Annotated in this window: 24 protein-coding genes; 12 read left to right on the forward strand and 12 right to left on the reverse strand. The window is 55.2% G+C overall.

The features are described from left to right. The first annotated feature begins 643 nt into the window (after positions 1-643). From Absy_RS00160 to spt, 4 genes are all read left to right on the forward strand, one after another. On the forward strand, positions 644-871 hold the full coding sequence (locus tag Absy_RS00160; RefSeq protein WP_181015885.1) for a hypothetical protein: 228 nt from the start codon (positions 644-646) through the stop codon (positions 869-871). After that, positions 871-2,637 carry a fatty acyl-AMP ligase gene (locus tag Absy_RS00165; protein ID WP_095351325.1) on the forward strand — a complete coding sequence of 589 codons (1,767 nt, stop codon included), beginning with the start codon at positions 871-873 and terminating at the stop codon, positions 2,635-2,637. Before Absy_RS00160 ends, Absy_RS00165 begins: the two co-directional genes overlap by 1 nt. A gap of 127 nt (positions 2,638-2,764) precedes the next feature. Then, positions 2,765-3,016 carry an acyl carrier protein gene (locus Absy_RS00170; protein WP_025826198.1) on the forward strand — a complete coding sequence of 84 codons (252 nt, stop codon included), beginning with the start codon at positions 2,765-2,767 and terminating at the stop codon, positions 3,014-3,016. 6 nt (positions 3,017-3,022) lie between these two features. Beyond that, positions 3,023-4,237, forward strand: a complete 1,215-nt coding sequence (gene spt / locus Absy_RS00175) for a serine palmitoyltransferase (RefSeq protein ID WP_048852721.1) — start codon at positions 3,023-3,025, stop codon at positions 4,235-4,237. Between the two features lie 6 nt (positions 4,238-4,243). Here the strand turns inward: spt and Absy_RS00180 are convergent, their stop codons facing one another. Beyond that, complete coding sequence (locus Absy_RS00180; RefSeq protein ID WP_084596748.1) at positions 4,244-5,212, reverse strand: hypothetical protein; 969 nt, start codon at positions 5,210-5,212, stop codon at positions 4,244-4,246. 11 nt (positions 5,213-5,223) lie between these two features. Then, entirely contained in the window at positions 5,224-6,204 is a 981-nt protein-coding gene (locus tag Absy_RS00185) for a diacylglycerol/lipid kinase family protein (protein ID WP_048852722.1), read from the reverse strand. Positions 6,205-6,335: 131 nt separating this feature from the next. Here Absy_RS00185 and Absy_RS00190 point away from each other — a divergent pair, with 131 nt between their 5' ends. From Absy_RS00190 to Absy_RS00210, 5 genes are read left to right on the forward strand one after another with little or no spacing between them, the layout of a single operon-like run. Continuing rightward, positions 6,336-7,244 carry a metallophosphoesterase family protein gene (locus Absy_RS00190; protein WP_245614639.1) on the forward strand — a complete coding sequence of 303 codons (909 nt, stop codon included), beginning with the start codon at positions 6,336-6,338 and terminating at the stop codon, positions 7,242-7,244. Then, positions 7,241-8,437 carry an LptF/LptG family permease gene (locus Absy_RS00195; RefSeq protein ID WP_048852724.1) on the forward strand — a complete coding sequence of 399 codons (1,197 nt, stop codon included), beginning with the start codon at positions 7,241-7,243 and terminating at the stop codon, positions 8,435-8,437. Before Absy_RS00190 ends, Absy_RS00195 begins: the two co-directional genes overlap by 4 nt. A gap of 13 nt (positions 8,438-8,450) precedes the next feature. Next, positions 8,451-9,551, forward strand: coding sequence for an LptF/LptG family permease (locus Absy_RS00200; RefSeq protein ID WP_048852846.1), 1,101 nt, complete (start codon positions 8,451-8,453; stop codon positions 9,549-9,551). Then, on the forward strand, positions 9,548-10,333 hold the full coding sequence (locus Absy_RS00205; protein WP_048852725.1) for a sterol desaturase family protein: 786 nt from the start codon (positions 9,548-9,550) through the stop codon (positions 10,331-10,333). Before Absy_RS00200 ends, Absy_RS00205 begins: the two co-directional genes overlap by 4 nt. Next, on the forward strand, positions 10,330-11,160 hold the full coding sequence (locus tag Absy_RS00210; protein WP_084596752.1) for a nucleotidyltransferase family protein: 831 nt from the start codon (positions 10,330-10,332) through the stop codon (positions 11,158-11,160). The genes Absy_RS00205 and Absy_RS00210 overlap by 4 nt, the downstream gene beginning before the upstream one ends. Here the strand turns inward: Absy_RS00210 and Absy_RS00215 are convergent. Further along, positions 11,137-11,835: an HAD hydrolase-like protein gene (locus Absy_RS00215; RefSeq protein ID WP_048852726.1), complete on the reverse strand. Its 699-nt coding sequence runs from the start codon at positions 11,833-11,835 to the stop codon at positions 11,137-11,139. The two genes, Absy_RS00210 and Absy_RS00215, sit on opposite strands and share 24 nt — an antisense overlap. Before the next feature lie 112 nt (positions 11,836-11,947). Between Absy_RS00215 and glmU the strand changes: the two genes are divergently transcribed. Together glmU and glmS are read left to right on the forward strand one after the other, a co-directional pair. Further along, on the forward strand, positions 11,948-13,291 hold the full coding sequence (gene glmU / locus Absy_RS00220; protein WP_048852727.1) for a bifunctional UDP-N-acetylglucosamine diphosphorylase/glucosamine-1-phosphate N-acetyltransferase GlmU: 1,344 nt from the start codon (positions 11,948-11,950) through the stop codon (positions 13,289-13,291). Next, positions 13,291-15,114, forward strand: coding sequence for a glutamine--fructose-6-phosphate transaminase (isomerizing) (gene glmS, locus Absy_RS00225; protein WP_048852728.1), 1,824 nt, complete (start codon positions 13,291-13,293; stop codon positions 15,112-15,114). Before glmU ends, glmS begins: the two co-directional genes overlap by 1 nt. A 49-nt stretch (positions 15,115-15,163) precedes the next feature. Here glmS and Absy_RS00230 read toward each other — a convergent pair whose 3' ends face one another. Together Absy_RS00230 and Absy_RS00235 are read right to left on the reverse strand one after the other, a co-directional pair. Beyond that, a complete protein-coding gene (locus Absy_RS00230; RefSeq protein ID WP_048852729.1) occupies positions 15,164-16,030 on the reverse strand; it encodes a DUF3108 domain-containing protein in 867 nt (288 codons plus the stop codon). A 32-nt stretch (positions 16,031-16,062) separates the two neighbouring features. After that, complete coding sequence (locus Absy_RS00235) at positions 16,063-16,845, reverse strand: IclR family transcriptional regulator (RefSeq protein WP_048852848.1); 783 nt, start codon at positions 16,843-16,845, stop codon at positions 16,063-16,065. A 223-nt stretch (positions 16,846-17,068) separates the two neighbouring features. Here Absy_RS00235 and Absy_RS00240 point away from each other — a divergent pair, with 223 nt between their 5' ends. Next, positions 17,069-17,596 carry a glutathione peroxidase gene (locus Absy_RS00240; RefSeq protein ID WP_048852730.1) on the forward strand — a complete coding sequence of 176 codons (528 nt, stop codon included), beginning with the start codon at positions 17,069-17,071 and terminating at the stop codon, positions 17,594-17,596. 71 nt (positions 17,597-17,667) lie between these two features. Here the strand turns inward: Absy_RS00240 and Absy_RS00245 are convergent, their stop codons facing one another. The 7 genes from Absy_RS00245 to nuoN all read right to left on the reverse strand — a co-directional run bounded on the left by Absy_RS00245 (position 17,668) and on the right by nuoN (position 25,719). After that, positions 17,668-18,354, reverse strand: coding sequence for an ABC transporter ATP-binding protein (locus Absy_RS00245; RefSeq protein WP_048852731.1), 687 nt, complete (start codon positions 18,352-18,354; stop codon positions 17,668-17,670). Then, entirely contained in the window at positions 18,347-19,597 is a 1,251-nt protein-coding gene (locus Absy_RS00250; protein WP_048852732.1) for a lipoprotein-releasing ABC transporter permease subunit, read from the reverse strand. The genes Absy_RS00245 and Absy_RS00250 overlap by 8 nt, the downstream gene beginning before the upstream one ends. Before the next feature lie 4 nt (positions 19,598-19,601). Next, complete coding sequence (proS, locus tag Absy_RS00255; protein WP_048852733.1) at positions 19,602-20,918, reverse strand: proline--tRNA ligase; 1,317 nt, start codon at positions 20,916-20,918, stop codon at positions 19,602-19,604. A gap of 144 nt (positions 20,919-21,062) precedes the next feature. Continuing rightward, the gene (locus Absy_RS00260) at positions 21,063-22,706 is read right to left on the reverse strand and encodes a ribonuclease J (RefSeq protein ID WP_048852734.1); all 1,644 of its coding nucleotides are present in this window, start codon (positions 22,704-22,706) and stop codon (positions 21,063-21,065) included. Positions 22,707-22,715: 9 nt separating this feature from the next. Beyond that, a complete protein-coding gene (locus tag Absy_RS00265) occupies positions 22,716-23,528 on the reverse strand; it encodes a type III pantothenate kinase (protein ID WP_048852735.1) in 813 nt (270 codons plus the stop codon). Positions 23,529-23,530: 2 nt separating this feature from the next. Continuing rightward, on the reverse strand, positions 23,531-24,280 hold the full coding sequence (locus Absy_RS00270; protein WP_048852736.1) for a biotin--[acetyl-CoA-carboxylase] ligase: 750 nt from the start codon (positions 24,278-24,280) through the stop codon (positions 23,531-23,533). After that, on the reverse strand, positions 24,277-25,719 hold the full coding sequence (nuoN, locus tag Absy_RS00275) for an NADH-quinone oxidoreductase subunit NuoN (RefSeq protein ID WP_048852737.1): 1,443 nt from the start codon (positions 25,717-25,719) through the stop codon (positions 24,277-24,279). The genes Absy_RS00270 and nuoN overlap by 4 nt, the downstream gene beginning before the upstream one ends. Positions 25,720-25,757: the final 38 nt, after the last annotated feature.

The following is a 25,757-nucleotide window of genomic DNA, read 5'->3' on the forward strand; positions in this document are numbered from 1 at the left end:
CAAACACTCACTCGTCAATCACTAATCACAAAAAAAATGAAATTTTTCTTTCAATGTCGATTTTGCCTCATTTTCCAAAAACAAAGCATGTAGTGTTGTGCGGTTACGCTACCATCATAAAGTGACGTCGCTTTATGCCCTGATTTGTAACACGTCGCGTTGCTCGCCCGGCACCCCCGAAGAATCGCATACCAAACGCCCGCCAGCCAAAATTCGGGGCGATTTGAGGCAAAACATCAACACGTTTTGTTACTTTAGATTTCCGGAAAACTTACCATGCAACGCCTAGCGCGTTGTACACTTTGATCATCAGGTATCATCCCTGATAACCAAGATGCGCGATATAAAAGGCTTTACAATCCACGATGTTAACTCAGGCCACTGGTTCTATATAGACGCTATCAGGCTCCCAAACCTGCGTGACAAATCGCGAACCCACATTGCCATCCATTGCACGATTAACGCTTGATTAAGCCGCAGGTTTCCTCCTGCAAGCTCGCAATCTTCCTTATTTCAGCCTTAATTGCCCTTTGTATGAGAGCAGACGACACGATATTATTGCAGGGCTTTCGAACCCTCATAATCTGGCATCCTGCCATTGCATGGAAACGCCTTTTCAGCCTGATTTTCTGCGGAATATATCATGCCACATTCAAGCATAGCCGGACCATCCAGCACCCCATACAAGCCCTGCGCAATCACACACGGCGATACATTGCCGAATGATGTTGAACAGTTCATCCAGTGCCATGATACTTTCATAAATCTGCAAAAAGACTATATACGCCTCACGTTCGACCTTCTGGGGGACGGACTTATTGCGCCGGTTGGCGCCGCCGCACTTTCTGATTTTCTTCGAATGGCCAACTGATGAACATTATGAACCCAGCCTCTGCACCCACCACGGAAGCAACGCTTCAGCCGCTTCCCTCCGCGTCTGGACAGCCGCGCCGTTACGGTGATTTTGCGACTTTCCCTGATGCGCTGGATTATGCTGCGCAGGGAACGGCCGGGTTTAATATTTATTCTGGCAAAGGCGTTCTGCTTGAAGCCTTGCCTTACCGCACGCTACGGCTCCAAGCTATTGAGACCGCAAAGCGTCTGCTGGGCATGGGGTTGCAAACGGGTGATCGCGTGGCCATTGTGGCTGAAAGCGATGGAGATTTTGCCCGTATATTTTTTGGCTGCCAGTATGCCGGTCTTGTTGCCGCCCCCCTGCCGCTACCAGTCGCTTTTGGCGGCAAGGATGCTTACCTGAGCACCCTGCGCGGGATGATCACCAGTGCACAGGCCAGTGCTGTGGTTATTCCAGCGATTATAGAAGGCTGGACGGACGAAATTGTTGAGGGGCTTGGCCTTGTTTTTGCGGGCTCCCCCAGTGACCTGATGGCACGGCCCGTGCCCGATATGGAATTGGGGCAGGTTCACCCCGATGCCCTCTCTTACCTTCAGTTTTCATCTGGAAGCACGCGCTTTCCCATGGGTGTTTGTGTATCCCAGCGCTCTGGAATGGCCAATGTTGCAGCCATTGCCCATGATGGCTTGCAGGTCCGCGAAACTGGTGATCGCTGCGTGTCCTGGCTACCGCTGTACCATGACATGGGGCTTGTCGGCTTCTTTTTGACACCGATGACCTGCCAGCTAACGGTCGACCTGCTGCCAACGCGTGAATTTGCCCGCCGCCCCCACGTCTGGCTTGACCTGATCAGCCGAAACCGGGGCACCATCGCCTACAGCCCATCGTTTGGTTACGAACTTTGTGCCCGTCGCCCAGCCGCAGCCGAGCTTGACCTCTCCTGCTGGCGTGTTGCCGGAATTGGCGGCGATATGATCCGGGCACATATTCTTCAGGAATTTGCAGAGCGCTTTGCGCCTGCCGGATTTAAGGCCGAAGCTTTTGTTGCCAGCTACGGCATGGCGGAAGCAACTCTGGCCATAAGCTTTGTCCCGCTTGATACCGGCATAGAAACCGATACCATTGATCTTCCCCTCCTGGAAAACAAAGGGATCGCTCGGGCTCCAGCAACACCTAACACGCCAAGCCGCACATTTGTTGTTTGCGGCCGCGTTCTGCCCGGACATGCCATGGAAGTGCGTGACCCTGATGGGCATGTACTCAAGGACCGTGAAATCGGTACAATTTACGTTCGCGGCCCCAGCCTTATGTCCGGCTATTTCCGTATGCCAGAAGAAACCTCTCAGGTGCTTGATAAAGATAAGTGGCTGAATACAGGCGATCTGGGGTACATGCTGAATGGCCAGATTGTGGTTACAGGCCGCGCCAAGGATCTGATCATTATTAATGGTCGCAATATCTGGCCGCAGGATCTGGAATGGTCGGCGGAAACCCATATTCCCACACTCCGCAGCCGCGATGTTGCCGTGTTTTCTCTTGAAAAAGACAGTCATGAGGAAATTGTGGCTCTGGTCCAGTGCCGCACGACCAACCCTGAAGCGCGTGAAGCCCTCCGCACCGAAACTGTCAACCTGTTCCGCAGGCTGCACGGGGTCGATGTATCGGTTGTTCTGGTTCCTCCGCACACGCTGCCGCAGACATCTTCGGGCAAGCTCACGCGTGCCAAAGCCCGTACCATGTACGTCAATGGGGCATTTGCCCAGCAACCCGAAGTTGCCTGATTACCAATGACAACGCACTGCCTGTGAGGGAAAGGCTAGTCAAATCTGGTTTTTTCTCTCATAACGCGGCCACGGCGGGCAGAAGCTCGGCTTGATATAAAATGCCATAAAGGATGAAGGACCCAACATGAGCGAAACCGTTGAAAGCGTTTCCGCGCTGATCATCCAAAAGCTTCTTGCCAACCCTAAAGTTCCGCGCGACATCGACGGCAACTGCAAGATCATGGAAGATCTGGCTTTTGACTCTCTCGCGGTCATGAACTTTGTCATGGAAGTGGAAGACAGTCTGGACGTGTCGGTTCCGCTCGACAAACTGGCGGATATTCGCACGATCAATGACCTTGCTGCCTGCATTGTTGACCTGAAGAACAAAGGGTAAGCGTGGATGACTTCACTGTTTTCCAAATTTGAGGGCCTTGCGGGCGCTCTTGGCTCCATTGTTACGGCTGGTGGACGCAACCCTTTTGCCGTTGTCATTGAAAAGCCTCTGTCCTCCACTGTTGGCATTATCGAAGGGCGGGAAACCCTGCTGTTCGGGACCAACAACTATCTGGGCCTTAGCCAGTCAAAACGGGCGATTGAAGCCGCGCAGGCAGCGGCAGCAACCTATGGCGTTGGCACAACAGGCTCCCGCATTGCCAATGGAACGCAGTCTCTCCACCGCCGTCTGGAACGCCAGATTGCCGATTTTTTCAAACGGCGTGATGCCATGGTGTTCTCCACCGGATATCAGGCCAATCTGGGAATGATTTCGGCCCTGGCCGGAAAAGACGATTATCTGTTTTTGGACGCTGATAGCCATGCCAGCATTTATGATGGCAGCCGCCTTGGCAACGCACAGATCATTCGCTTCCGGCATAACAGCCCGGATGATCTTTACAAACGCCTGAAACGTCTGGATGCCCCCAACAGCGCCAAACTGATTGTTGTAGAAGGCATTTATTCCATGACGGGTAACGTAGCCCCCATGGCCGAATTTGCGGCGATCAAGCGGGAAACCGGCGCTTACCTGATGGTTGATGAAGCCCACTCTTTTGGCGTACTGGGCGAAAACGGACGAGGAGCAGCCGAGGCCGAAGGTGCCGAGGCCGATGTGGACTTTATTGTTGGCACTTTTTCCAAAAGTCTTGGTACGGTTGGTGGATACTGCGTATCTGACCATCCGGAACTGGAACTGGTGCGCCTGAACTGCCGACCTTACATGTTTACGGCATCGCTTCCGCCAGAAGTCATTGCGGCAACTGGTGCAGCTCTTGAAGACATGGTCGCGCATCCTGAACTGCGCCAGCAGCTTATGGCCAATGCCGCCCAGTTGCATAAAGGCTTTATGGATCTCGGGCTTAATGCCAGCACACGGGTCAGCCCCGTTATTGCGGTCACGCTGGAAACCGTGGAGCAAGCCATTCCCATGTGGAACAGGCTTTTGGAACTTGGGGTTTATGTTAACCTCAGCCTGCCGCCAGCAACCCCGGACTCCCGCCCCTTGCTGCGCTGCTCGGTTATGGCAACACATACGCCTGCACAGATTGAGCAGACTTTGGCTATTTTCCATCAAGCTGCTGTGGATTGTGGTATTCCCATGCAGGCTAACGCGGCCTGAATCGCTTTAGCGTTGCCTAAACGCTCCGCCCCGCCAGAGCTTCCACAGCACTGGGGGGGCGGCCAGTAACGGATGTTTTTCCGCAAACGGGCTTAATACAATCTCCATTCCACTATGCCGACGGACTTTCCATGCTGCATAGCGGGCACTGCCCTTAAATGTATAAACAGCCTTGATCAGCCGTAAAATGTTAAGCGGACGCCCAAGTCCTGCTCGCAGCCGCCATTGGCGCTGTGCTTTTTCTTTTTGCTGGACTGATAGTATGGGCGCTACGCTGGTTGCATCCTGTTCAAAATTGATGCCTGCAATGTGCCAGCAAGGCAGGAGCATATGCCTGTAGCGATCTAAATTGGCCTCCACCAGGCTATTGCTCCGCTGACCATTTTCAACACGCAATTCCGCTTTATACGTACTGGCATAAAGCGCGTTCCAAAACGCGATCGGACTGGCTTTGTCCGGTCCAAGCAGAGCTGCCCATTTTGCTGCCGTTACATTGGCCCGAACAATACACTGCGTTATAACCTGTTCCGCCTGAGCATTGTTTTGCCAGACCAGCCTTACCGGTTGGGAAAAACGTGCCCACACCGTGGTATTCACAGCAGAAAATCCAGTTAACGCATGTAGCTGCGTTAACGAGAGAACTGCCACTTTGGCGCGCATGGTCCGACCAGCGACCTTAAGTTCCTGATATTCCACATTAGGTGGCATTACTGCATTGGCTATGCAGGCCAGTCTGGAACGCGGCCAGTCTGCCTGCCTGCGTACAATAATATAAAAGTCGAGCAGCGTGTCCTCATCAATCCCGCTCCGCAGGCCAGAACCGTAAAACAGCACGCCCATTGGCCTTACGGCCCCCAGCATCTGTTTTACAAAAAGCGTTACCTCTGGTGCCACTGGCATTGCCAGTTCCTGTGCCAGATTGTGCCTGACCTGACTAAGCGCCATCTTCCGGGTAGCGGGATCGGTTATAACCATTCTGCCTGCCATTACGCGTAAAGGAAGGACACAACAGGACCTGCCAGAATGGTAAAATCCTCTTCCTCCCCGGGTTCCAGAATCTCACCATCCAAAACAAAGCTGTCTGTTGTCTGTATCTTAAGTATCTGCACGGAACCACTCTGGTAAGCGGGCGTCCTACGCAGCCATTCTGGCGCACGACCGCGCAGCAGGGTCCACACAGCTCGCATAAGGGAGGGCGGATATGCGGCCACGTCCAGATAGTGCATACCACGCACAGTGGCTCCGCCAGCCCGCCAGAAGGGCCAAACACCATAGGGAAGAGTGTTCAGGGCCGTACAAAGTACCATAAAATGGTTCCGCACCCTGCTAACCTGCCCATCGTACGTCAATCGGGCAAATGCTCCAGCCAGCCAGCCAGCACGCTGGCGGGGACGCAAAAGCTGCATAACCGTCATAGCCAAAGTGGCCACAACAGCCATATCATGCGCGTAACGGTTGAGCACTGCTGGTTGGTGCGCAATGCTGATACCGCGACCAAAAGCTCCCATTCCCCCAAAAAAACCCAGCACCGCGGCCCCTTCATGGCCATTACGCTGCACAATAAGGGGGCACCGTTGCTTGAGTTTGAGCATGGCCTGACCTGAGCAAAGCTCAGCCTGCAAAAAGCGCAGCGCTTCCGCGCCTCTTTTTCCATACCCGACATCCGCCGCAATCAGGTTGGTATTGCCGGATGGGAAAACCGCAACCGGGGGCCATTCCTCAACAGGCCACGTAGATGCGTACAAAGCGCTCAACACCTTGCCTACCGTGCCATCCCCGCCATCTACAACAATACAGGCTGGTTTGCGCGCACGCAGGTCTTCCACAACACTTTGCAAGGCATCGTGTGTATCAGGCGCGTAAAAAAGGATATTCGGCAGTGCCTGAATGGCTTTGAGGTAATCCGGTCCATTCTTCAGATTTTTCCGACTGAATGGATTATAAATAAGGGCAAGATGGTCGGACACTCAGGTACTCTACATTGCACATGTGAAAGGTCGGTGCTTTTGCCCCGGCTCGGCTCAGTGGTATAAAGAGCCAGAGCGCGCTTGTCACATACTGTACGCTGGCAGCGCCCCGGACTGGAGACGTAATTTTTTTGGCCAGCGTTCTTATTGCCCATCTTTCGGACCCGCATCTGCCCCTGACCGGCCTGCCATCATGGCGGGAATGGCGGATAAAGCGTGTTTTAAGCCTGTTAAGCTGGCACACAAAGCGCAAACACGTGCATGTCCCTCCAGCACTTGAACAGGTTATGCAGGACATTCACCAGAACAGTCCCGATCTGGTAGCCTTAACCGGAGATATGACTAATCTGGGCCTGGCAGACGAGTTCCGTGCGGCACAGCAGTGGTTAAAAGAACAAAATCTGCCCCCTACCCTGCTTGTACCCGGCAACCATGAAGCCATGGTGCGTGAAAACAGTTCAGAAAAACGCGCTCTATGGACTGACTGGCTTCACCCGCAAAACAATGAAAAAGCGCCATCGGTGCTGATCCGTGAACATGTAGCGCTTGTGGGGCTGAATACGGCCGTCCCCACTTTTCCTTTTCTGGCCACGGGTCGGGCGGGGCAGGACCAGCTTGATCTGCTGGCCTCAACACTAAAAAACCTTGGCCTGTCTGGTTTATGCCGCATTGTGCTGCTACACCACCCCCCGGTCGCCAAACTGGTGGGCAAACGTAAAGGACTGGTGGACCTGAACATTCTTCAGGATATTCTGCGACAGGAAGGGGCGGAAATGGTGTTGCATGGCCACTCCCACCGCGCAACTGCCTGCACCATTCCGGGCACACGCATCCCTGTTATTGGCACAACCTCAGCCTCCCATATTGCTGGCAGCCCAGACAAAGCTGCCGGGTGGAACCGGATTACTGTCACGCCTCACCCCAGAACATGGGAGATAAGTGTTCAGCGCAGGGCACTCGGCACAGACGGCGCCATCCATGATAATCAGGCGACCAAAGTTTACACACTGCATCGCCATTTAACCAAAACAGCAGTATGACACCTTCTATGCCGAACGTGTCCGCTCTACGCCGCATGATCCAGCGGTTCATGCCCACAACGCTAGACCGTTACCTGATCAACCAGGTTATCCCGCCATTTTCCATAGCGCTTGCCGTGGTCATGACGGCGTTGCTGCTTGAGCGTCTTCTGGTTCTTTTTAATCTGCTGGCAGCGGGCAACAACAATCTGGGCACTTTTGTTGAACTGCTAACGGCGCTTCTGCCCCATTATCTTGGGCTTGCCATACCTGCTGCTCTTTGCGTATCGGTTTTTGCCGTTATGCGCCGTATGAGCCAGAATGAGGAAATAGACGCTGCCAACAGCAGTGGCCTCTCTCTGCTACGGATAACGCGGCCCTATATCCACCTCGGCATTGGGCTGGGTATTCTGTCCTTTCTGCTGTACGGCTTTATTCAACCCCATGCGCGCTATGACTTCCGTGCGGCTTTTTACATTGCCAGCCATACCGGATGGTCACCCCGCCTGCAGCCACAGATGTTTGCCCGCCCCTCCTCGGATCTCACACTGGTTGCAGAAAATGTGACCCAAAGTGGTTCAGAACTGACCAATGTGTTTATCCACGACACATCCGACCATCAGGAACGCAACATTACCGCGCGCAAGGGCCATATCCGCATTGCGCCAGATGGAAGCGCTGTGCAGCTGGATCTGGAAGACGGCATTATTGTCTCTGACTCAAAAGACAAACCGCCCAGCCTGACCATGTTCGAACATTCCACACGCTACCTGACCCACGCTGCCCACCGCTCCCCTTTCCGGCAGAGAGGCGAGGATGAGCGGGAACTGACATCACCAGAACTGATCCGTAATCTCATCCGGCAGGACCGCAGCATCTCCCAGCCACATATGTGGTCGGAACTACACTTCCGCCTTGCCCGCAGCCTGACCATTCCCTTTATTCCACTGCTGGCAACGGCTCTGGCCATGTCGCGCAAACGCCAGCGCAACAATGCCGGTCTGCCCATTGCCTTTATTCTCATGGTCAGTTTCGACCATATTCTGCAGTTCGGGCACAGTATGGTCGCCACCAAAAAAATGTCGGTCCTGATCATATGGGCACCAGCCCTTGTTTTTATCATCCTCTGCGTGGCGCTGCTTCTCTACCGCTCAGGCACGTTAACGCTCTGGCGTGCCCGCAGGGCACAGGCAAGCCTCCCCCGCTCGGCATGAAGAAAACCCTATGATGAGCAAAGCCACCTCCAACACACGTTACGTTCTGCTGCGCTACCTTTCCGGCGCGCTGCTGTTCCGTGTGCTGTTCTGCTGCGGTGTTCTGGTCAGCCTGCTGGAAATTCTGGCCCTGCTGGAGCAGACAACCCCCATTCTGCAGCGACATCAGGGCGTGCTGGGCATCCTGAACTATGCGTTCATGCGTTTGCCGTTCCTGCTCTCTGGCGCACTGCCGTTGAGTATGCTTATCGGTGCGCTGCTTATGCTCACACAGCTTACCCTTGCGAGCGAAATGGCAATTCTGCGCGCCGCGGGGCTATCGACCTTCGGGTTATATAAATATCTGGTACCTGCAACGTTGCTCATTGGCCTTGCTGGTGTTGTGCTGGATGACCAGATTACACCGCGTTCCGAACAGGCTCTGGCGGCATGGTGGAATCGTACTGACCCACACCCCGAGCAAGGCCATTCCTTCTGGTTCCATGATGGTACAAACCTGAATGCAGTTGGTCATGTAGCCGATGGTGGCAACATACTGGGCACTGTGGATATTTACCTGCGCAATGAGCAGCACATGCTGGTTAAAACCCTCCATGCGCACAATGCCCATTATATTGGCGCCTACGGCTGGCTTCTTTACGATGTGGATGGTCTGGGCATTGACCTGCAAAACCAGAAGGTCGACCGCCTGCCCCACGTTGCAGAAATGCCGTGGCAAACGACTCTGCGCCCTCAAGACTTTATCCGCCTGTCCGCAGGGAATGCGCCCCTCTCGACCTCTACGGTTATTGGAATGCTGCGCGGGCAGCTTCCCTCCGATTCAAGCCCCGGTTTTCTCAAGGCCGGGCTTATGGAACGCTTCCTGCGCCCTGCCTCGCTGCTGGTTCTACTGTTGATCGCAATGCCAGTAATCTATATCCCTCCACGCACGGGGACACGTAGTTGGCTTCCAGTATGGTGTTTGGGAGCCGGGCTGCTGTTTATTGTTGTGCAGGGACTGTTGCGGGCCATGGGCAATGCCGGTCTGCTCCCGCCTCCGATTGCAACAGTGCCCGCGTTGATCATTTTTACATTGGGAGCACTCACCGTGCTTCTGAGGAACGAAACACGATGAGCGGAACTCTCAACAATCCCTCCCTCAAAACTGGCCGTAGTTTTGATCTGGGCAAGATGGATCTCCGGCAGTTGTGGATCGCCTATCTGACGTATCCAACCATTCTGCTCTATTTTGCTCTTGTTCTTGCCAGTTGCTTTGCATCGGCTCATTTTTTTGCGGGCTGGTCCAAAACACTCTGTGCCATGGTCGCTGTGGTGCTGGTGTACCCTGTGGTCTGGTATCTGCTGCACCGTTACGTCCTGCACGGGCGGCTGCTCTACAAGATCAAATGGACTGCTGCCCTGTGGAAACGCATCCATTTTGACCATCATCAGGACCCGCATCTGCTGGATGTACTTTTTGGTGCACCTGTTACAACCCTGCCAACAATTGCCGTTATTACGCTCCCCATCGGATATCTGATCGGTGGTCTTGGTACGGCGGCAGCTGCTTTTGGCACCGGTGTAGCCATTACCTGCATTTATGAATTTTTCCATTGCATCCAGCATCTGAACTACAAGCCGCGCTCGGCATGGATCCAGCGCATGAAGGCCCGGCACGTGCTGCACCACTTCCATGATGAAGATGGTAATTTTGGCATTACCAGCTTTGTGGTGGACCGGGTTCTTGGTTCTTACTACGTGGATGCCAAAGCCCGCCCACGAAGCCCCACTGTGTTCAATCTGGGCTATGATGTCGCCGAAGCCGCGCGCTACCCATGGGTCATGGACCTGACCGGCGCACCTCCGCGCGATCGGCCAGATGGCGCCCGCCCTGAACAAAAACGCGCAGCAGCATGACAATGCCCCCTGCTGTAACAGCTCTTGTTCTTGCAGGAACGCGTCCGGGCAAACCAGACCCGGTCGCAATAGCGGGGGGCGTTTCTCACAAAGCTCTCCTGCCGATTGATGGCGTGCCTATGGTCGTGCGGGTTGTACGGGCGCTACAGGCCGTTCCGGCCATTACTCGGGTTGTCGTCTGTCTGGAAGACCCTGCCATTCTGCAAGGTCTCCTGCCCTCCTCCGTGCAGGTCATCCCTTCCAAGCCAGAGGGACCAAGTGCCAGCGTACTGGACAACCTTGCCCGGTTTGGCACCCCCCTGCTGGTCACCACGGCTGATAATGCTCTCCTCCAGCCTGAATGGGTGGAAGAGCTGCTCAACGCTCCATGTACCCAGACGGATATTGCCGTGGGTGTGGCTACGCAGGCTTCCATCCAGCAGGCCGTGCCACAAACCAAGCGGACCTACATCCGGCTGACGGATATGGTGTTCTCGGGCTGTAACCTGTTTTACTTCAAAACATCGGTTTCCGCCCGGGTAGCGGACCTGTGGCGTACAGTGGAAAAAAATCGCAAGCGCCCTTTGCGGGTCGCGTGGACACTGGGCTTGGGCATTCTGTTGCGTGCCATTACGGGCCGCCTTTCCACACAGGCTCTTTATGCCCGCATCTATAAGCTCACAAGCGCCAGAGCTGAGTTGCTCCCCCTCTCTGATGGAAGAGCCGCTGTGGACGTGGATAAAGAAGCTGACATTGTGCTGGCACAAAAACTGGCCCCGGAGCTCACACACCAATATGGACACTTCCAGGACTCTGCTCCTGCATCAGATCGGAATACAGCGGGCTAGCAATGCGGGGACATCCCGCATGGTCGCGGCTTGCAGCCTGGGGTTTCTAACCTGCTGGGCCGTGCCGTACCCCCAACAGGCAAACACAAACGGACAACCTGCCGCCTGAGCAGCCAGATAATCGGGGGGCATATCCCCCACCATCACGCTTTTTTCAGGGGTCCCTCCAGCTTGGGCAATAGTTCCCAGCAGGTGCCGGACATCCGGTTTACGCGCCACAAAACTATCCCCACCACCGACGGCGGCAAATAAATCCGTCAGTTTAAAATCTGCCAGAATGCGGCGTGCAGCCTGTTCTGGTTTGTTGGTGCATACAGCCAATGCCCAGCCCTGCGCCCGCAAATCCAGCAGTGCTTCCTCCGTGCCGGGGAAGAGGCGGGACAACCGGGTCGCACGCGGTGTGTAAACCTCCATAAAGCGACTGACAGCCTCCTCGGTAGAAAAAGGGAGGTCTGGAACATGGCCCGTGACTGCCTGTTGCATGTCCATGCTGGCTTTAAATGCGCGTTCAAGCAGCACCTGCACACCACTGCCGATCATCGTACGTACCTGTGTATCAGACAATAATGGCAGTCCGCACTGCTCCAGAATATCGCGGCAGCACGCGGCTAAATCCGGCAAAGAATCCAGTAAAGTTCCGTCCATATCAAACACCGCAAGACGCACAGCAGACATGGTGTTCCTCCGCCTCGTAAATTTCGGAAAAGTTTTATGATACTGGCACGGAGTTTTTCCATAGGCGAGACGTTTGACACATGCTGGAGCGTGGCTTACCGCATCAATCATGATGTCTCATTCCTCATTCCGCCCAGCCACAGCGGTTCTTCTGGCCGCAGGTCTAGGCACCCGCATGAAGTCCTCCCGCCCCAAGGCGCTGCAACATCTTGCCGGTGGGCCAATGCTCGCACATCTGTTGAAGAGCGCGGCAGAAGTGTTCGACCGTCTGGTGGTTGTTATTGGGCCAGACATGGCAGATGTGGCAGAAGTTGCTGCTCCATACCCTGTCGTGGTCCAGCACGACCGGCTGGGCACCGCCCATGCAGCCTTACAGGCGGAACAGTGGTTTGGTGATGGTGATGTTGCCGTTCTTTATGCTGACAACCCGCTTATTTCCGCACAGACGCTTGCGGCATTACTGGAAGAGCGGCGTAAACCCGGCGTAGGGCTGGCGTTGCTGGCCATGCGCCCCGCAGACCCGGCACGCTATGGCCGCGTTGTTGCCAACGCGGGTAATGTGGAACGCATTGTGGAATGGTCGGATGCCACAGCCGAAGAACGAGCCATAGATCTGTGCAATGCAGGTGTGTTGTGCGCTGATGCAGCAGACTTCCGCCGCTGGCTCCATGCCGTGCGCAACCATAACGCCAAAGGCGAATTTTACCTGACCGATGTTGTGGATCTGGCGGTTGCAGACCATGCGCAGGTCCGTGCGGTGGAAGCTGCGGAGGATGAACTCCGTGGCGTAAACTCCCGTAGCGAACTGGCGCAAGCCGAAGCCGCGCTCCAAAAACGCCTGCGCCAGAACGCCATGGATAATGGGGTAACTCTGGTTGCCCCGGAAACCGTATTTTTAGCAAGCGACACGCAACTCGCTGCCGATGTACTGGTCGAACCCAATGTGGTTTTTGGCCCCGGCGTAACCGTGCATGAAGGGGCGGTTATTCGCGCCTTTAGCCATCTTGAAGGTTGCGAGGTCCATGCCGGTGCCGTTATTGGCCCTTACGCCCGCCTGCGGCCAGAGACCACCGTTGGGGAAAATGCCCGTATAGGTAATTTTGTTGAGCTTAAAAGCGCAACACTGGCCGAGGGTGTTAAAGTTAACCATCTGTCCTATATAGGAAATGCGCAGGTTGGTGCACACACCAACATCGGCGCGGGGACCATTGTGTGTAATTATGATGGGGTGTTCAAACACAACACATCCATTGGCAAAAACACCTTTGTCGGTTCTAATTCTGTGCTCGTTGCACCTGTAGAAATAGGAGACAATGCCCTGATCGCCGCAGGCAGCACCATTACCGATACTGTACCAGCAGATGCGCTGGCTCTGGGCCGGGCGCGCCAGACCACCAAACCAGAGCGTGGCAAATTGTTCAAAGACGCCCTTAAAGCAAAAAAGGAAAATGGCTGATGTGCGGAATATGCGGCGTTGTCGGGTTACGCCATGCAACCCCCATTGTTTTGGAGGGGCTACGTCGGCTTGAATACCGAGGGTATGATTCCGCTGGCATTGCCACGCTGGTTGATGGGCGCGTAGAACGCCGGCGCGCTGCCGGTAAGCTGGATAATCTGGCAAGCCTGCTGGAACGCGAACCCCTTGCAGGCAAAACCGGTATTGGTCATACCCGCTGGGCAACGCATGGTGCCCCCACAACCTGCAATGCCCATCCACACGGCACGCAACGCGTGGCAATTGTGCACAACGGCATTATTGAAAATTTTGAAACACTGCGGCAGGAACTCGAAGCCGCCGGTCAGGTTTTTGAAACCGAAACCGATAGCGAAACCATTGCCCTGTTAGTAGATTATTATCTGCAACAGGGATTATCCCCCAGGGATTCTGCTCTTAAGGCACTCAAACGTCTGGAGGGTGCCTACGCGATCGCCATGATCTTTGCAGGCCATGAGGGGCTGATGATCGGGGCTTGCAACAATGCGCCACTGGCCGTGGGCTTTGGCGATGATGAACTGTTCCTTGGTTCGGATTCCCTTGCTCTGGCCCCCCTGACACGCCGTATTACCTATATGGAAAATGGTGATTGCGTGGTGATTACGCCTCAGGGCGCTGAATTCATGACGTTCGATGGCACACCGCTGGAACGTCCGGTGCAGATTACCGCTCTCACCGCTGGTTCCATCGGCAAGGATGGCTACCGCCATTACATGGAAAAAGAACTGCACGAGCACCCTCTGGTCATCGGGCAGACCCTCCAGCGCATGATCGATCCCGCAACACGCAAGGTCACGCTACCAGACCTGCCGTTTGATCTGGCCACCGTACCCCGTGCGGTTATTACCGCCTGCGGCTCAGCCTTTTACGCAGGTATGGTCGGGCGCTACTGGCTGGAAGAAATTGCGCGCCTGCCGGTCGATATCGATGTTGCCAGTGAAATGCGCTACCGCAACCCGCCCCTTACTCCGGGTTCGCTCGGGCTGCTTATCTCCCAATCGGGGGAAACAGCCGATACACTGGCCGCCCTGCGGAGCCTGCGGGCAGATGCCATTCACATCCTATCCGTGCTCAATGTTGAACATAGCACCATGGCGCGTGAAAGCGATGTCATTCTGGGTACTGTGGCCGGACCGGAAATTTCGGTCGCGTCCACCAAAGCTTTTACCGCACAGCTGACCATTCTGGCCTGCCTGACCATTGCCACAGCACGCGCACGGGGCAAACTGGACCCACTGGGGGAAGAGGAACTGGTTGCAGCCCTTATGGACCTGCCCAGCCGTGCGGCAGAAGTCTTCAATCAAGGGGCAGCCATTCGGCAGATGGCCAGCATTGTGGCCGAAGCGCGCGACGTGCTCTATCTTGGCCGCGGCAGTATGTTCCCCGTAGCCATGGAAGGCGCGCTCAAGCTCAAGGAAATTTCCTATATTCATGCCGAGGCCTATGCCGCCGGTGAAATGAAGCATGGCCCCATTTCCCTGATCGACCGCACCGTTCCCATTGTTGCCAGCGTGCCCTCGACACCTCTGTTTGATAAAACCCTATCCAACCTGCAAGAAGCAAAAGCCCGTGGGGGCCGCCTGCTGGTCTTTACTGATACAGAAGGTGCGGAACGGGTCTCTGCTATTGCAGAACAGGTTGTGGTTCTGCCGCGCGTGCATGACTTTGTAGCCCCCATCCTGCAAACCATTCCGGTGCAGATGCTGGCATACGAAGTCGCTGTACTTAAGGGGACGGACGTCGACCAACCCCGTAATCTGGCAAAATCCGTAACAGTGGAATAGGGCCCCGGCGGGCACTGGCGATTTTGACCGCCAGTGCCCACAATGCACCTTATGGTGCCTGCGTGGGCGTTGCATCCAAACGTATAACAATATGCCCCATTTTGGGGTGTTCAATTTCCATCCTCACAACAGACATGCCAATGTGAGGAATATCCTCAAACCAGACCCGGCCAATCTGTGGCTGCCTGAGTTTACTCAACTGGCTATTTGCCTTAAATCCCCTGACCTGCTGCAAAACAAAATTACAGGTCCACGCCTCCTGCCCCCATTCTTTGGAGGCCGCAGCGGGTGGTCGCTCAAAGCCGGTGTTGCGCACATTCAATGTGCTAAGACGTAATCCATCAAACAGCTTCTGGGGAACTTCCTGGCACCGCTTCTGGGTCTGCATCTGGTGCAGCAGCCCCACAAGCACCGCCACAACATCCTGCGAGCCAGCCCGCTCTGTTGCGGGTACATCCTCGCGGTTATCCAATGCAGGTTCCTGCACAGTAATCTGCGGCACACCCGCCTTATACACCATATGCAAATGGCTTTGAGCACGATTGTAGGAACCTGCACTGTCATACTGTGCGGGTTCAGCCAGTCCATTGGGCAAAAACTGCCCTGTGCCCTGCATACGCATATCGGTCTGTACAAACAGACCGAACAAACCTGCCGTTTGCACCTGAGCAACACCGCTATAAGCATTACTTGCCAATCTGTAGGCAACATTGGCTGTTAGCGCGTGCAGCCCATGCACACTGATCAAATACCGCGCTGAGGTTTGAACCGCAGCCTCCTGAGCCTTTGCCTGTGGCTGAAAAGCACTAATGGGCACAGGCAAAAAGCTGCTTCCCCAGACCAGCGCAATACCGCACACAACACGGTGGCATAGGTAGCTGGAACTCATTTTAGCCAGCACACCGGCAAAACGCATTGTTTTTTCCTGTCCGCCCGTCACAGCATTGTTTACCCTGCGCGATAACCAAGGCGGAAGGACACTGCCTCCGCCAACCGCGAAGCCACGGCCCCCAGCCGGGCAACACTGTACCGCCCAAGCTCTGTTTGCGGCAGACTAATGCCTATACCAGCCAGCGCGCGACCGGAATGGTCCTTTACGACCGCACCAAAGCACCAAAGCCCATCATGCACCTGCTCATCATCCACGGCATATCCACGCTCTTTGATTTCACCAATCTCACGCACCAGCGTTGTTACGGAACATATGCCATTGGGCGTTAATGGCTGAGGCCATGTCGTGACCGGATGCAGTGCCAGCCACTCCCTAAAAGACGCATCGTCCATGCCTGCCAGTATGGCATTGCCTGTTGCTGTAAATATGGCAGGCAGACGCATCCCAACCCGAAAAGATGCACCAAGCACGGTCGCACTGTTGCGGCAGGCGACATAAACGACCTCCGCCCCCTCCAGCATGGTGAGCGTGACAGTAAAAGACTCCAGATCCGAGCGAGTCTCGAGCACATGGTAAAACTCGGTCACAAGATCCCGCTTTTCCGTAACATCTCCGGCCCAGTCGAGCAGACGTGTACCAAGCCGGTACCCTTGGGTTGCGGTTTTTTCCAGTAATCCCAGTTCCTGCATAACGGCCAGGAGTCCATGGGCTGTACTGCGCGGTAAATCGAGCTGTCTGGCCACATCGGCCGCCAGAGGCGGTTTGCTGGCCTGCTTAACCAGATCAAGAATGCGAACGGCCCGGCGCAGAGCGGGAACCGTATCCTGCGATTTGGACATGTTATTCTTATTTTCCATGTTGACAGGAGAGGCTCATATCTTCATATTCCACATACGGGATCGAGTTCAATATAATGAACAACAAAAAGCGGAACACGATCTTGCCGCGCACAAGATGTGGTGGAAGTCTGGCACAAGAACCCGGAACAGGGCAGCAGGCTTCCACCCACTACAGGCAGACCTCATAACATCTCGCTCCTTCTTCTGTGGTGCGCTACATAGAATGCCTTTCCTGCCACAAAAGCCGCAAAAGGGCATTACCTTGGCAACAAGCATTTACGATTTTACCCTACCCGCACTGGATGGCTCCAGCATTGATCTGAGCACGTATCGGGGTCAGCCAATCCTGATTGTCAACACAGCCTCCAAATGTGGGTTTACGCCACAGTACGAAGGGCTACAGGCTCTCTGGACACAGTTCCATAAAGCAGGGCTGGTTGTTATTGGCGTTCCCAGTAATGACTTTGGGCAACAGGAACCCGGAACATCTGAAGAGATCGCCTCTTTTTGTCAAAAAAATTATGGCGTCAGTTTTCTTATGGCTGCCCGCAGCCCGGTTAAAGGCCCGGAGGCCATACCGCTGTTCAGATGGCTGAATGAGGAACTGGGTTTTCTGGCCCGCCCCCGTTGGAATTTTTTCAAATATTTAACCGGTCGCAACGGTCAGCCCGTGGCATGGTTTTCCTGCCTCACACCACCTACATCTGCGCGTGTGCGCAATGCTGTTGAACGGGCCTTGCTGCCAGCCTAACCGGCAGAAACCATTATAAAAAAGCGGCACCCCGCCACCTTAGGCGGGGTTATGCCGCTTTTTTATTGCACTCAGCGTGTGACCAGCCTGCCATCCCGCAGCGTAACCACGCGGTCCATGCGCGGTAAAAGCTCTTCATTATGGGTGGCAACCAGCGCTGCCAGACCACGCTTACGCACAGCCTCCAGTAGTTCGGTAAATACGGCATCGGCCGTGTGCACGTCCAAATTCCCGGTTGGTTCATCCGCCAGAAGCAAAGAGGGCGTGTTAGCCAGCGCCCGAGCAATAGCGACACGCTGCTGCTCCCCGCCCGAAAGCTTGCCTGGAAGATGATCAACCCGGTGGGCCAGACCGAACATCTCCAAAAGGCGTTCGGCCTCCTGCCGCGCCGCACGCTTGGGCACACCGGCAATCATTTGCGGCAGCACAACATTCTCGCGCGCAGTAAACTCACCGAGTAGATGATGGAACTGGTAAACAAAACCAATTTCATCCCGCCGCAGGGCGGTCCGACCTGCATCGGCCATGCTTTTGGTGGATTGCCCACCAATAACAATATCACCTGCATCTGGCGTATCCAGCAGGCCAGCCAGATGCAGCAAGGTGGATTTACCTGTGCCCGAAGGCGCTACAAGGGCAACAATTTCCCCCGCGTGCAGGGTAAAATCTGCCCCCTGCAAAATGGGCAGTCTATCATGCTCACCACTGCGGTAAGTTTTTTGAACGTCCTGCAGCCGCAAAACCACATTATCACTCATGACGGAGCGCCTCGACCGGGTCTGTTCTGGCTGCACGCCAAGCCGGATACAATGTTGCCAGAAGAGAAAGCAGGAGCGCCATGGCAATAACCTCGCCCACCTGCCCCCATTCCAGTTTGGCTGGCAGATGTTCGAGGTAATAGACCTCTGGATTAAACAGGTTGGTGCCCGTAAGGCTCTGGAGCAACTGGCGAATACGCTCGATGTTCATGCAGAACACAACACCCAGAGCCGTACCAGCAACAGTGCCAGTCACCCCGACTGACGCTCCACACATTAAAAAAATACGCATAATGGCGCCACGGCTGGCACCAATGGTACGAAGCACGGCAATATCTGCCGTTTTGTCCTTTACCATCATGATAAGGGACGAAATGACATTAAATGCTGCAACAACAATAATCAGCGTCAGGATCAGGAACATAACATTCTGCTCAACCTGAACCGCTCCAAACAGGGCATTGTTGGCTGTTGTCCAGTCCAGCACCCGCAAACCAGGATCATCCACCGCTTTGACAATAGCCATGGTCACGGGGCGCACATGTTCCGCATCCTTTGTCGCAACCTGAATCTGGGTTACCTTGCCCGGCATTTGAAAATAAATCTGGGCCGCATGCATGGGAAGGAACACAACGCTGGAGTTATAATCATTCACCCCGGCATCAAAAATAGCACTCACATGGTAGGACCGCACACGCGGAACTGTGCCAAACGCAGTAGCTGCCCCTTCTGGCGAAACCAGTGTAAGGCGCGACCCTATGGACAACCCCGCCCGCTCGGCCATGGTCACACCGACCACAATGGAGTCATCTCCCTGCCCAAACTGGTCAAGGGAACCTGCCACAAGAGATGAACTGACAGCTTTAAGATCCTGAAGACCCTGCGCCGTAATGCCGTGCACAACACCGCCAGCACTGTATGAACCAGCACTGACCAGCACCTGCCCTTCTATAATAGGCGTTGCGCTCAGCACATTCGGTACGGAACGGACTTCCTGTGCAACATCCTCATACTGGGAGATGGTACGCCCTGCGCCATAAACGGTCAGGTCACCATTCAGGCCCAGAATGCGCCCCATAAGGTCGGCCTGAAAGCCGTTCATCACCGCCATAACAATAATGAGCGTAGCAACGCCAAGAGCAATGCCCACTAATGAGAAAATGGCGATGATGGAAACAAATCGCTCCCCCCGCCGCGCACGAAGGTAACGGCCAGCCACCGCACGCTCGAAAGGACCGAACATCGTCTTAGCCTGCCAGAACCAGAGCCAGTGCTTCGTCCACACTCAGTTCCTGCCGTTCGCCGGTTGCCCGGCGCTTGAGTTCCACCCGACCTTCCTTGGCACTGCGTGGGCCAACAACAATCTGCCATGGATGGCCCATCAGGTCTGCATCCGCAAACTTAACGCCAGCCCGTTCGGAACGGTCATCATACAAAAAGGCTTCTGGAGCCTTGCTGTAAATCTGTTCGCACACGGCATCGCACAATTCGTCACCTGACTTCAGGTTCAGAATAGCGGCCCTGAAGGGCGCTACGGAATCTGGCCAGATAATCCCATTTTCATCATGGCAGGCTTCAATAATCGCCCCCGCCAGACGGGAAACACCAATGCCGTAAGACCCCATCTCCGGGAAGAACTGCGCGCCATCGGCTCCGCTAACGCTCACCCCCATGGATTCCGTGTATTTGGTGCCAAAATAGAAGATATGCCCGACCTCAACCCCACGGCCTTCGCGGCGACGGGCTTCTGGCACAGCTTCCCACGCGGTAGCATCATGCATTTCGTCCGTCGCGGCATAAGGTGTTGTTACGCGGTTAAAGAAGGCTTCCAGCTCTTCTGGACTGTTGGTGTCCACAGGTTCATCCAGCCAGTCCTGCTCATCCAATGCGGCATCGTAGAACACGCCACTTTCGCCCGTTGGGGCCAGAATCAGAAATTCATGACTCAAATCCCCCCCAATCGGCCCCGTATCAGCCCGCATGGGAACAGCCCGCACACCCAAACGCTGGAAGGTGCGCAGGTAAGCCAGCATCATGCGCCGATAGGTTGCCACAGCTGAAGCATAGTCCACATCAAAGCTGTAAGCGTCTTTCATCAGGAATTCGCGACCGCGCATCACACCAAAACGGGGGCGCATTTCGTCACGGAATTTCCATTGAATATGGTAGAGAACCTGCGGCAGCTCCTTGTATGACTTGATCGTCTGACCGAACAGATCCGTCACCATTTCCTCATTGGTCGGCCCGTACAGCAACTCGCGTTTATGGCGGTCCTGTATACGCAGCATTTCCGGTCCATAAGCATCGTACCGACCGGAACGGCGCCACAGGTCTGCGGACTGCAAGGTTGGCATAAGCACTTCCTGCGCTTCTACCCGGTCCTGTTCCTCGCGCACGATCTGGCTAATATTACGCAGCACCTTTAGACCGGCTGGCAACCAGGCATAAATACCCGATGCCGTCTGCCGGATAAGGCCAGCACGCAGCATAAGCCTGTGCGAGACGATTTGCGCCTCTGCCGGATTTTCCTTGAGAGTGGGAAGAAAGCTGCGCGAAAGACGCATGTGCATTCAGCCTTGTAAGAGGGCAGACCTCCGGCAAAAAGAGAGGCGCGCCTATGTTGTCTATCAATAAATTGTAAAACAGCCATGAACGAAAGAAAACCCGGCAAAACCGGGCTTTCCTGCTTCAGGCCATGATCAATTGGCTTACACGCGGAGCACGTGCACATCCACGAGCGGACGCTTTTGGAGCTTACGCCCCAATGCGCGGCGCAGGGCCGTTTTGGCAGCCTCGCGGAAGGCTCCATCCTCGCTACGCAACTCATCGGGGATCACATCCAGCGCGTTGGCAAATTCTTCACGCACGCGCACGCTTTCCAGATCATCCGGGTCAAGCAGCCCCGGTGCGCTTACTTTGGGGTCGCCAATAACAAAACCTTCGTCATCCACCGCAAAGCTGCCAATAACAATGCCATTGAACAGCATTTTGCGCCGCGCTGCCAAAACACCACCATTCATGGGGAGCAGGCGGTTCCCATCCAGCGCCAGACGCCCTGTTGGTGCCGTATCCACCACTTCCAGCTTACCCGGAGACAGGCGCAGAATATCGCCATCTTCCAACAGAATGGGCGCAATCCCCATTTCCTGCGCAAGAGCGGCCTGAGCCGTTAAGTGCCGCCATTCGCCGTGGACTGGCACAACATGCTGGGGCTTGAGCAGTTCGTACATCTTCTGCACATCCCCGCCCGTGGCATGGCCAGAAACATGCACAAAGTGTTCACGGTCAGTAATGACCTTAACACCGCGCTTGGCCAGATTGTCCTGCACAGCCATAATCGCCCGCTCGTTACCCGGGATCATACGGCTGGAATAAATGACCGTATCCCCTTCCCCGAGGGAAATATTGGGGTGCACATCCATGGAAATGCGCGAAAGGGCAGAGCGTGGCTCGCCCTGACTGCCCGTAATGATCATAAGCAGCTGGTCGTCGGGTACATCGTTAACGTCCTGCTCGCTCAGGAACGGCAACACCCCGGACAGATACCCACATTCACGCGCTGCGGTATCGAGGTTGCGCAGGGAGCGGCCCACCAGAACAACAGTACGGCCTGCTGCCTGCGCCGCCATGGCAATGGTTTCCACCCGCGCCACGTTGGAGGCAAAACAGGTCACTGCAATGCGCCCCTTAAGGCTGGCAACCAGTTCCGTCATGCTCACACGCACTTCGGACTCGGAGCGCGACGGGCCGGGCTTCATGACATTCGTGCTGTCACAGACCAGCGCAAGAACACCCTCCTGACCAATTTCGGCCAGACGGTTCAGGTCTGTAGCGGGGCCAACCAGAGGTTCGGGGTCAAACTTCCAGTCCCCTGTGTGCACCACAACGCCAGCGGGTGTACGCAGCACCATGGACTGCGCTTCGGGTACGGAGTGTGTAACCGGCACAAATTCAATATCAAACGGCCCCACATTAAAGCGTGCTCCTGGCATGACCACACGAATGGGCACATCCATAAGGCGCGCTTCTGCCAGTTTACGGCGCAGCACGGCACTGGCAAACGGGGTAACGTAAATCGGGCATTGCAGCATTGGCCACACATGCGCCACAGCACCAATATGGTCCTCGTGGGCATGGGTAATGACCAACCCGGCCAGCTTGTTCCTGCGTTCCACAATAAAGGCCGGGTCCGGGACCAGAATTTCTGCTTCCGGGGTGTCGTTCCCGCTAAAACCAATACCGCAATCAATAGCCAACCATGTATCGCCCTGACGATACAGGTTGAGGTTCATGCCGATCTCACCCGTTCCACCCAAGGGCAGAAAGGCAAGATCGCCGTTCTGTTCAGTCATATTATCCTGTTATCCTTCAACCAAAAAATCTCGATCTACTGTCAGTTTCGGCAGGGGGTTCCTCCCCGCCAGCAAGCGCAACCCATTGAGGGTCAGCATTGAATCCACATGGTCAAAAACAGACGTACCCTCCGAAAAGAGCGGAGCCAGACCACCTGTTGCGAGCACCTTCATCGTAGGCCCCACTTCACGGCGGATCCTCTCAACGATCCCTTCGATCAACCCGACATACCCCCAGAATACCCCTGAGCGCATGGCTGCAACTGTATTCCGCCCGATAGCAGATTCTCCTACCGGCCGACCAACACCAATCCGTGGTAGCCGGGCTGCGGCCTGATGCAATGCCTCGACCGACAGATTGATGCCGGGCGCAATAACACCGCCGCAGTAGCTTCCTTCCTTATCCACCACATCAAACGTGGTGGCTGTTCCAAAATCAATCACCGTCAACGGGCCGCCGTAGGTGTGGTGAGCAGCAAGCCCATTGAGCAGACGGTCCACCCCGACTTCGTCCGGGTTATCCATCTTGATGGCAAACCCCCAGTCCAGCCTGGCAGAAGCAAGCAAAGGCTCTACTGCAAACCACTGGCGGCACAAAGCGCGCAAATGGTACAATGCTGCTGGCACCACTGTGCCAATAACCGCACCTTCAATATCATCGGGCGTTAAGCCCTGCGTTTTGAGCAGAGCCTGCAACCATACGCCATATTCGTCCGAAGTCCGCTGGGGCTGCATGGTAATGCGCCACACACCGCGCCACTTCTCACCATTGTGTACTGCAAACACAACATTGGTATTCCCTGCGTCAATGACAAGTAGCACTGCTATGCGCCCTTTTCCATAAGCAGAATATCCCCTGTTGCGATTGTCTTCATCCCGTTTTCCGTGCTCAGCAGCAGGCGTCCATCTTCCGCCAGACCTGCAAAGTGCCCTTCCTCATAAGTAGTCCCGCCCTTGACCACAAGGGGGGTGCCCAAAGGATGCGCCCGCTCAAGCCATGCAGAGCGAACACTGGCAAATCCTTTTTGCTGCCATTCCTGCTGCCACCAGGCCAGCCCATCCAGCACATGCTGCGCCACAGTTTTAACATCCGGGACACAACCACACTGCGCCAGACAGGCTACAGGCCGTTCCACCATACTCTGTTGCGGGGCCGACACAAGGTTGGCACCAAGGCCAATCAGAACAAAATCCCCTTCACGCTCAATGAGAATACCGCCCATTTTCTGCCCATCAAGGAGAATATCATTCGGCCATTTGATCATGAGGCGGGAACCGGCTGCGGGAACGGCACGCAATAACCCGTCATAAAAACCAAGGGAGGCCACAAAAGGCCACCCCCCCAACGCATCTGATCCTGCGTGGGATGCATCCAGCACTACGCTCAATGCCAGCCCCTGCCCTGCGTCCAGCCAGTTCCGGCCACGGCTGCCACGGCCTTTGGTCTGCCGGTATGCCAGCACAGCCTGTCCGGCAGCCCCATGGCCTGCCCGACAGACATCCAGACAGTAATCGGAAGTAGATGGCAGCTCATCAAAACAGGAAAGCTGCCAGAAATGGTCTGCCCTACTCATCCAGCCAGAGCAAGTGCGGCCTGATGCGCCACAGACATAAGCGGCCCCAACCCCACGGCAAAGGCAACGGTTGCAATGCCCATACCACCGGAGACAAACAGCAGGCTTGGTGCAGGCCGGTCCAGCTCATGCGCTGGCGCATCAAAATACATGACTTTTACAATCCGCAGATAATAATAGGCACCCACTACGCTGGACAATGCACCAATAGAGACCAGCACATAAAGGCCAGACTGCCAGGCTGCGGCAAAAACCATAAACTTGCCAAAAAAGCCAGCCAGAGGGGGCGCTCCTACCATACTGAACATAAAAACGGCAAGTGCCAGCGCCATTGCCGGGTCAGAGCGCCCCAACCCTGCCAGATCCGCTATGGAGTTAACCTCCCGCCCATTGCGCCGCATGGCTGCAATACCTGCAAACACACCGGCATTCATAACAAAATAGGCAGCAAGATAAATAAGCGTGGCCTGCGTGCCAGCCGTAGATGCCGCAGCAAGCCCCATTAACGCGTACCCCATATGACCAATGGAGGAATAGGCCATAAGCCGTTTGATATTGGTTTGGGGAATAGCCGCAAAAGCCCCATAGACCATGGACAGGATGGATACAGTCTCAATCAAAATCTGCCAGCGTGGTGCCATGGAGCCGAATGGGCCGGCCATAACACGCAAAAACAGGGCAAATGCCGCAAATTTGGGAGCACCAGCCATATAGGCCGTAACAGGTGTGGGCGCACCCTGGTACACATCTGGCGTCCACATATGGAATGGCACGGCAGAAAGTTTGAAACACAACCCTACCACAACAAAGACAATCCCAACCACCAACCCCATGGGCGGCATGGAAGAAGCCCGGACTGCCGCAACCAGCCCTGTATATTCCATAGTGCCCGCATATCCGTACACCAGGGAAATACCATATAACAGCAAACCAGATGCCAACGAACCAAGGATAAAATACTTCATCCCTGCTTCGGATGAAAACACATTGTCCCGTTCAAGCGCACACAGGATGTATATGGAGAGCGAGGATAACTCCAGACCGACAAACAACGTCATCAGATTTGCCGAAGACGCCATGAGCATGGCCCCCAGTGTGGAAAACAGCATGAGCACAGGGGTCTCAAACGGCAAGGGCTGGCGCTCACTGGTACGGTAGCTCACGCACAATGCGACAGCCACAAACCCACCCGCCAGAATAAGCACCTTCATAAACCGGGCAAAGCCGTCATTCACAAACGTACCAGCATACCCCGCCCCGGAAGGTGAGAGCAGCACCAGAAAACCACAGAGCAAAAACGCGCCAAGGCTAAGAATGGCAGCTGGAAAAAACCCCTCCCCCTTACGCTGGAGCACACCCGCCACAAGGATGATAATGCCTGATAAAGCAAGGGTAATTTCAGGCAGAGCTATAGTCCAGTTAAACACTGTCGCACTCATCGCGCTGCACTCCGCAGAGGATAGAAAGAGAACAAGGT

The organism is Acetobacter syzygii, from assembly GCF_000964225.1.
Taxonomy (GTDB): Bacteria; Pseudomonadota; Alphaproteobacteria; order Acetobacterales; family Acetobacteraceae; genus Acetobacter; species Acetobacter syzygii.

Coding starts and splice junctions, on each gene's coding strand:
- glmU (WP_048852727.1), top strand. CDS start 11,948: ATGTCTCATTCCTCATTCCGCCCAGCCACAGCGGTTCTTCTGGCCGCA.
- nuoN (WP_048852737.1), bottom strand. CDS start 25,719: ATGAGTGCGACAGTGTTTAACTGGACTATAGCTCTGCCTGAAATTACC.
- glmS (WP_048852728.1), top strand. CDS start 13,291: ATGTGCGGAATATGCGGCGTTGTCGGGTTACGCCATGCAACCCCCATT.
- Absy_RS00250 (WP_048852732.1), bottom strand. CDS start 19,597: ATGTTCGGTCCTTTCGAGCGTGCGGTGGCTGGCCGTTACCTTCGTGCG.
- Absy_RS00240 (WP_048852730.1), top strand. CDS start 17,069: ATGCCTTTCCTGCCACAAAAGCCGCAAAAGGGCATTACCTTGGCAACA.
- Absy_RS00160 (WP_181015885.1), top strand. CDS start 644: ATGCCACATTCAAGCATAGCCGGACCATCCAGCACCCCATACAAGCCC.
- Absy_RS00205 (WP_048852725.1), top strand. CDS start 9,548: ATGAGCGGAACTCTCAACAATCCCTCCCTCAAAACTGGCCGTAGTTTT.
- Absy_RS00230 (WP_048852729.1), bottom strand. CDS start 16,030: ATGCGTTTTGCCGGTGTGCTGGCTAAAATGAGTTCCAGCTACCTATGC.
- proS (WP_048852733.1), bottom strand. CDS start 20,918: ATGCGTCTTTCGCGCAGCTTTCTTCCCACTCTCAAGGAAAATCCGGCA.
- Absy_RS00245 (WP_048852731.1), bottom strand. CDS start 18,354: ATGAGTGATAATGTGGTTTTGCGGCTGCAGGACGTTCAAAAAACTTAC.
- Absy_RS00270 (WP_048852736.1), bottom strand. CDS start 24,280: ATGAGTAGGGCAGACCATTTCTGGCAGCTTTCCTGTTTTGATGAGCTG.
- spt (WP_048852721.1), top strand. CDS start 3,023: ATGACTTCACTGTTTTCCAAATTTGAGGGCCTTGCGGGCGCTCTTGGC.
- Absy_RS00165 (WP_095351325.1), top strand. CDS start 871: ATGAACATTATGAACCCAGCCTCTGCACCCACCACGGAAGCAACGCTT.
- Absy_RS00210 (WP_084596752.1), top strand. CDS start 10,330: ATGACAATGCCCCCTGCTGTAACAGCTCTTGTTCTTGCAGGAACGCGT.
- Absy_RS00235 (WP_048852848.1), bottom strand. CDS start 16,845: ATGTCCAAATCGCAGGATACGGTTCCCGCTCTGCGCCGGGCCGTTCGC.
- Absy_RS00195 (WP_048852724.1), top strand. CDS start 7,241: ATGACACCTTCTATGCCGAACGTGTCCGCTCTACGCCGCATGATCCAG.
- Absy_RS00180 (WP_084596748.1), bottom strand. CDS start 5,212: ATGGTTATAACCGATCCCGCTACCCGGAAGATGGCGCTTAGTCAGGTC.
- Absy_RS00260 (WP_048852734.1), bottom strand. CDS start 22,706: ATGACTGAACAGAACGGCGATCTTGCCTTTCTGCCCTTGGGTGGAACG.
- Absy_RS00200 (WP_048852846.1), top strand. CDS start 8,451: ATGAGCAAAGCCACCTCCAACACACGTTACGTTCTGCTGCGCTACCTT.
- Absy_RS00215 (WP_048852726.1), bottom strand. CDS start 11,835: ATGTCTGCTGTGCGTCTTGCGGTGTTTGATATGGACGGAACTTTACTG.
- Absy_RS00170 (WP_025826198.1), top strand. CDS start 2,765: ATGAGCGAAACCGTTGAAAGCGTTTCCGCGCTGATCATCCAAAAGCTT.